Source organism: Hyalangium sp. (genome assembly GCF_035629615.1).
GTDB lineage: Bacteria > Myxococcota > Myxococcia > Myxococcales > Myxococcaceae > Hyalangium.
The window spans coordinates 1-6825 of the sequence record NZ_DASPHO010000231.1; the positions used below are offsets into that span (position 1 = coordinate 1).

Annotated in this window: 5 protein-coding genes; 1 reads left to right on the plus strand and 4 read right to left on the minus strand. The window is 69.8% G+C overall.

The window, feature by feature from the left end:
* From VD972_RS11570 to VD972_RS11580, 3 genes are all read right to left on the minus strand, one after another.
* Positions 1-1224, minus strand: a 1224-nt coding sequence (locus tag VD972_RS11570) for a SulP family inorganic anion transporter (RefSeq protein WP_324985309.1), incomplete at its 3' end; no start/stop codon positions are given.
* Positions 1225-1465: 241 nt separating this feature from the next.
* A complete protein-coding gene (locus VD972_RS11575) occupies positions 1466-2809 on the minus strand; it encodes a sigma-54 dependent transcriptional regulator (RefSeq protein ID WP_324985312.1) in 1344 nt (447 codons plus the stop codon).
* Complete coding sequence (locus tag VD972_RS11580) at positions 2806-4473, minus strand: sensor histidine kinase (RefSeq protein WP_324985315.1); 1668 nt, start codon at positions 4471-4473, stop codon at positions 2806-2808. Before VD972_RS11580 ends, VD972_RS11575 begins: the two co-directional genes overlap by 4 nt.
* A 314-nt stretch (positions 4474-4787) precedes the next feature.
* Between VD972_RS11580 and VD972_RS11585 the strand changes: the two genes are divergently transcribed.
* On the plus strand, positions 4788-5930 hold the full coding sequence (locus VD972_RS11585; RefSeq protein ID WP_324985318.1) for an SGNH/GDSL hydrolase family protein: 1143 nt from the start codon (positions 4788-4790) through the stop codon (positions 5928-5930).
* 29 nt (positions 5931-5959) lie between these two features.
* On the opposite strand, the gene VD972_RS11590 is transcribed toward VD972_RS11585, so the two are convergent.
* On the minus strand, positions 5960-6825 hold an 866-nt coding region (locus tag VD972_RS11590; protein WP_324985321.1), incomplete at its 5' end, for a hypothetical protein.

Sequence of the window (6825 nt, forward strand, 5' to 3'; positions counted from 1 at the left end):
CACCTTGCCCAGCCGCCACAGCAGCCGCGCCACAGCCAGCGCCAGGCCCAGCGCGATGCCCGCCAGCAGGTTGATGCCCACCACCCCGGCCACCGTCACCGCGTACACGGACAGCTCCCCGCGGCGGCGCAGCTCCTGGATGTGCTGCACATTCACCAGCTTCACGCCCACGACGACGAGCAGCCCCGCCAGCACGGTGAGGGGAACCAGCCCCAGCAGCGAGGCCAGCAGGGTGACGAAGAGCAGCATCCACACGCCGTGCAGCACGGCGGACACGCGCGTCTTCGCCCCCGCGGCCACGTTGGCGGCGCTGCGAACGATGACGCCCGTGACGGGCAGGCCGCCCATCAGCCCCGAGAGGGTGTTGGCCAGGCCCTGCGCGAACAGCTCGCGGTCCAGGTTGACGCGCGGGCCGGTGTGCATCTTGTCGGTGGCCACCGCGCTCAGCAGCGACTCGGCGCTGGCCACCAGGGCCAGGGAGAGCACCGCGACCCCGAAGGCGACCCAGCTCCCCTCAGGCAGCGAGGGAAGCCGCAGGCTGCTGAAGAAGTCTCCCGCCAGCTCCACCCGCTTCACGTCCCCGCCCCACACCGCCGCGGCCACGGAGGCGCCCAGCACCGCCACCAGCGGCCCGGGCACCTGCTTGAGACGGCTCGGGGGCAGCACCTGCCACAGCACCAGCAGGCCGATGGTGAGCAGGCCCAGGATCGTCGCGGGGCCGTGCAGCTCCGCGAGCTGCTGCGGCAGCTGGCGCAGGTTCTCCCAGGCGTTGGCCTGCGGCGCTCCCCCCAGGACGATGTGCAGCTGCCCCAGGACGATGAGGATGCCGATGCCCGCGAGCATGCCGTGGATGACAGCTGGCGAGATGGCCAGCGAGGCCCGCGCCACCTTCAGGCCGCCAAGCACCATCTGCACCACCCCCGCGGCAGCCACGGCGGCGCAGGTGGCGGCAAAGCCCAGCTCCTGGATGAAGCCGAACACCATCACCGCCAGGCCGGCCGCAGGGCCGCTCACCATCAGCGGCGCGCCGCCGATCAGCCCTACCACCAGGCCCCCCACCACCCCGGCAATGAGGCCGGACATGATGGGGGCACCCGAGGCCAGGGCAATGCCCATGCACAAGGGGACTGCCACCAGGAAGACCACCAGGGAGGCGGGCACGTCGCTCGCGAGCACTCCCCGAACCAGGCCACCAGAGCCGGCTCTCCACACGCCAGACTTCATGATTCTCAACCTCCAGATTGAGCAAGGCGTCGCCCCCCAGCCGGGGCACGACGCGGTTCGGGCTCCGACTTGGCAAGGGACATGCCAGGGGTGTGGAGCCCAGCTCTCCTCTGGGGAGGCCAACGGACTTCAACGGAGACTTAAAGAATTTTGAAGTGTCACCCGGGGAGGCTGTAAAAACCTTTAATTCTAGTTCAGCCTGTAAAGCATGCGGACGGGCAGGTGCCCGCTTCAGGGCGGCTCACTCTTCTCCCAGCCGGCGCAAGAAGGTGGGGTAGGAGATTCCCAATACCCGGGCAGCATCCATCCGGCGCCCCTCCATGCGCTCGAGCACGTGGCGTACGTAGAGCCGCTCGATCTCCTCCAGGGGGCGCGGTGGGCCCGCCACCGTGAAGGCATTGGGATCCACCGTGGAAGCAGGGTGCTGGCTGCCCGGCGCGAGCGCCTCCAACTCCAAGGTGGGGCCGATCTCGAGCACCAGGGCGCGCTCGAGCACGTTGCGGAGCTCGCGCACGTTGCCCGGGAAGGGGTAGCGCTGGAGCCGCTCGCGCGCGGCGGAGGAGAAGACCACCGGCCGGTGGCCCACCTCCGCGCACAGCTCGGCCACCAGCGCCTCGGCCAGCGGCAGCACGTCCTCGCGCCGAGCACGCAGCGGGGGGATCTCCACTTTAAAGACGCTCAGGCGGAAGTAGAGATCCTCGCGGAAGCGGCCGGCGGCCACCTCCTGGGTGAGATCTCGGTTGGTGGCGGCCACCACGCGCGCGCTGCTGGTGAGCTCGCTGCTCCCCCCCAGCCGCCGGAAGGCGCCCTTGTCCAGGAAGGTGAGCAGCTTGGCTTGCAGCGCCAGCGGCAGCTCCCCCACCTCGTCGAGAAAGAGCAGGCCGCCGTTGGCCACCTCTACCAAGCCGCGCCGGGCGGTGCGCGCGTCGGTGAAGGAGCCCCGCTCGTGGCCGAACAGCTCGCTCTCCACCAGGGTGTCCGGCAGGGCGGCACAGTTGACGTGGACGAAGGGCCCCTGCTCCGCGCGCAGCACGTGCAGGTGGCGGGCGAGCACCTCCTTGCCCACGCCCGTCTCTCCCAGCAGGAGAACGGGACTGCGCGGCGCGGTGGCGATGCGCTCGAGCATCTGCAACGTCTGCCGCATGGCGGACGAGCGGGGCTCCAGCATGCGCCGCCGGCTCCCCAGCGCGCTCTCCGCCCGGTGCAGCCGTTCCTGCAGCTGCACGTCCTGAGCGGCCCGGCGCGCTCGTAGCACCAGATCGTCCAGCTCCACCGGCTTGGCCAGGTAGTCGCGCGCGCCTGCCTTGATGGCCTCCACCGCGCTGGCGATGTCTCCGTGCGCCGTCACCATCAACACCACGGTGCCGGGCAGCTGGGCGCGCAGATCCGGGAGGAAGGAGAGCCCGTCACCATCCGGCAGCCGGCGATCGAGGATGACCAGATCCGGCGCCTCGCGGGCCAACGCCGCGCGCGTCTCATGCAGCGAGCGGGCCGTGCGGACCAGGAAGCCCTCCTGGGAGAGGACAGAGGACGCAAGCGAGGAGAAGGTGCGATCGTCATCCACCAGGAGCAGGGAGGTGCTCATGCGGCGCTCTCCAGAGGAAGCCGAAGGCTGAAGCGGCTGCCCTCGGGCAGGCGAGTATACGTGAGGTTGCCCCCGTGAGCCTCCACGGCGGCCCGGGCCATGGGCAGCCCCAGGCCCACGCCCTTGGCTCGCGCGGTGGCGAAGGGCTCCCACAGGCGCGGCTCCAGGCCGGGGTCCACCCCGCCCGCGTTGTCCTCCACCACCAGGACGACGTCACCTTCCTCGCGTGCGAGGCTCACCTGCACCCAGGGGTTGGGCCGCAGGCCCGTGTCGCGTGCCACCGCGCCCGCCTCTACGGCGTTGCGCAGCAGGTTGTCGATGGCGGCCACCAGCAGCGCAGGGTCTCCTTGCACGGTGAGGCCCTCCTTCATCGACACGCCGATGCGGACGTCCTCGGCCTCTGGCAGCAGGCGCACGGACTGCAGGGCCTCCTCCACCAACAGGCGCAGCTCGCAGGAACGACGCAGGGCGACCCGCGGTGCGCCGAAGGACAGCAGCGAGCGCGCCAGGTGTCCCAGCCGCTGCACCTGGGCTCGCAAGGCGGGCAGTGCCACCTCTCCGCTGGAGGTGGCGGGTCGGAGCAGAGAGAGGGCCGCCTGGATGCCATTGAGGGCGTTCTTCACCTCGTGGGCAATGAGCTGGCTGGCGGAGCCCAGCGCGGCCATCGTCTCCTGGTGTCGCAGCCGATCCTCCGCGGCGAGCAGCGCGCGGTAGGATCGCCTCAGCAAGAGGATGAAGACCATGAGGGTACCGGTCAGCAGGGCGCTGTGAAAGACGAGCTGCCCGAGGAAGCGGCGCCGAAGGGGCGCGGTGTTCTGCTCTTCGTCCTCCAGTACGGCCAGCAGCATGCCGCTGACACCCGCCGGGACGGGGACTGGGGCCGCCGCGCCCAGCATGCCCGTCTCTCCCAGGCGAAGAGGTCCAGGGGCCTCGGCCAGCGCGAGCAGGCGCGAGGCGAGCTCCGGGGTCCACGTGAAGTTCTGCGGAGGCACGGGCAGCAGCAGCTTCCCGTTCCTGCCCACCAGCAGCGAGATGTCCGTGTCCTTCGCTCGGACACCTGGGAGTGGACGCGCCCCCGCGCGCAGCTCACCCACCAGCAGCCCCACCACGGTGTCGGAGCGGACGATGGGAACCGCCACCACCAGCGGCCCGTCGTCCCGCTCCAGCAGGTTGATGTCCGAGACCCGCTCCTGCAGCACCCGGCGGAACCAGGGGCGGGTGTCCACGGGAGAGTCCCCCAGCGACATCTCGGGCGGATCGCTCCACACCCGGCGCCCCGAGGGGGTGAGCAGGGCCACACCCTCGGAGAAGAGGTGGGTGTGGTGGAGGGCGTTGTCCAGCACGGCCACCTCCGGACTGGAGGGGCCATTGCCGAGCGTCAGCTTCGGGTGCCTGGCCAGGCGCTGCAGCTCCGCCTCCAGCAGCTGGAGGTGCACGCCCAGCGCCTCGGCTTGGACCTGGGCTTGGATGGAGATCTGGTCAAGCGCCTCCTCGCGGGCGTTCTGCAGGTCCTCTCGGTAGGCGAGCAGGGGGCTGGTGAGTGCCACCGTGCCGAGCAGCGCCAGCCCCAGCAAGGCGGAGCGGCCAGCCCGAAGCTGCGTGCGTGCGAACTCCCCGAGAGCAGGGGCCGTCGAGGAGACCGGCAGGGAGGGTGGTCGCTGCATGGGGCGCATCATGCTTCAACCGCCCGGAGACATGCCTTCTTTCCGAGAGCGGCCCGCCTGAACAGGCGTCAGCCTGGGCTCTACTGTTGCGAGAGCTGATACGCCCAGGCCGCGAGCCGCCCCGAGCTCATCCACCCCTACGTCTTCTTCCCAGGATCCGTTCTTCATGCGGGGCATGCTCGCGGGCAACACCCCGGTGCGCGCAGAGCCGAGCTGGTTCCGGGGCAACGCGCGGCGCCCGTGAGGCGCATGGCGTGAGAGAGGCTCTAGGGCGCTACCGCCCCCCAGGAGTCCGGTGCGAGAATCTCCGCACCATGAACTTCCCGAGCCCCAGAAATCTCCTCTCGTGGGCCTTGCCCCTGTTCCTGCTGGCAGGCTGTGCGCGCCCGCTCCGGGTGGTCCCCACTCCGGGTCAGGGGACTCGGGTGGAGGCGGATCACCCGCTCATCCGGTACACCGGCCGCTTCGACTTCTCCGACGCGAAGGCCCCCGCCTTCGACTGGCCTGGCACCACGATCGAGGCCGCCTTCGAGGGCACCACCTGCGCCGTCCTGCTCGAGGATGGGAACAACGACTACAACGTGTCCGTGGATGGCCAGCCCTCCACCGTGCTCCGCACCACCGGTGAGAAGGTGTACCTGCTGGCGCAGGGGCTTGCAGAGGGACGCCACACGGTTCGGCTGACGCGGCGGACGGAACCCGGGTGGGGCGAGGCCGTCTTCCGGGGTTTCCTCCTCGATCCAGAGCATGGGCTCGTGGAGCTCCCGCCGAGGCCCGAGCGGAGGCTGCTCTTCATCGGGGACTCGTTCACCGCGGGCTACGGGAACGAGGGGCAGCTTGGGTGCAGGTTCACGCGCGAGACGCAGAACATCGAGCGGACCTACGCGGCCATGGTCTCCCAGCGGCTGGGCGCCGAGTACGAAGTCATCGCGAAGTCCGGACGAGGGGTGGTGCGCAACTACGGGGAGCCGGCGCCGACCTCACCCAAGCCGATGCCCGGCTACTTCGCCCAGGCCAAGGCGGAGAAGGAGCAGCCCGGCTGGGACTTCCTCCGCTGGGTTCCGCATGCCGTGATCATCAACCTGGGGACGAACGACTTCTCCACTCAGCCGCACCCTCCGCAGGAGGTGTTCACGAAGGGGTACGAGGCGCTCATCGCGGACGTGCGGCGGGCCTATCCGGAGGTGCCCATCTTCAGCGTGGCGGGTCCTCGCATGAAAGACCCGGCGAGCTCCTACCTGCGGGCCATCGTGGAGCGCCAGCGCGCGAGAGATGGAGGGCGGACGCATCTGGCGCTCATCGACGACACCCTGGAGACGCCAGTGGACTTCGGCTGTGACTCTCACCCCAGCGTCACGGGCCACCAGAAGATGGCGGCTCAGCTGGAGCCTGTCGTCTCCTCGGTGCTGGAATGGAGCAGTGAGACTCTGGGCAAAGAGGGCCCCACGTTCCCGTAGGGCCCTCCGTGCTGCTGAAGCGCCGCGGCTCAGTTCGCGTAGAGCTGGCCCGCGAACCACGTGCCCGAGCTGACCCAGCCGTTGTTGCTGCCGTTCCAGCCCTGGTTGACGTAGAAGTTGCGCTGGTACTCGGTGTCCGTCCAGCAGAAGATGAAGCACTTCTTCACCGTGCGGCTGCGCCACCTGTAGCCGTAGGCCAGCGGGTAGTGCGTCAGCCAGCCGGTGCCGATGATGGCCGGCACCTTGCGATCCCGGATGGAGTTACGCGCCTTCTCGCGCAGCCGGGTCTCGTGGATGCCCAGGACGTTGTAGTGGGTGGACAGGCTCGCACCCGAGCGGTTCGTCAGGTAGCCGCTGGCATCGCCCATGTTCCACGGAGCGGTGGCTCCGCTGTCGTTGAAGGGGTTGCAGAAGGTGTCGACACGGTTGCGCAGCTCCCAGGTCATGTTGCGCACGCCGGTGTCATTGCTCACGGGCGCCACCGCATTGCTGCCGTAGCCGCCGTTCGCCCGGTACAGGCCCCAGCGCTTGGTCCAGGCGGGGCTGCCCGCGGACGCCTGGAAGTCACCCCAGCCGAACAGCATCGACCAGGCCGTGGCGCCACAGCCGCTGTAGCACGAGGAGGTGTTTGGCCCGGAGCCGGAGGCCATCTGCCCATAGAGGCGCTGATTGCCGTGGGTGCCGGCGAAGTTCTGGGTCCATGAGCTCCAGGCCCCCAGCTTCCCCATGTCGGTCCAGTGCACTCCCTCTGACGAGGCGGAGGACTCCGAGCCCGCCCCCTGCGGCGCCTGCGCCGTCTCCACATCCTCGCGAGCCAGCACCACGAAGCGCAGCGTCTCGGAGACACCCTTGGCGTAGCTGAGCACCACCGTCAGTGGCAGCTCCACACCCGGGG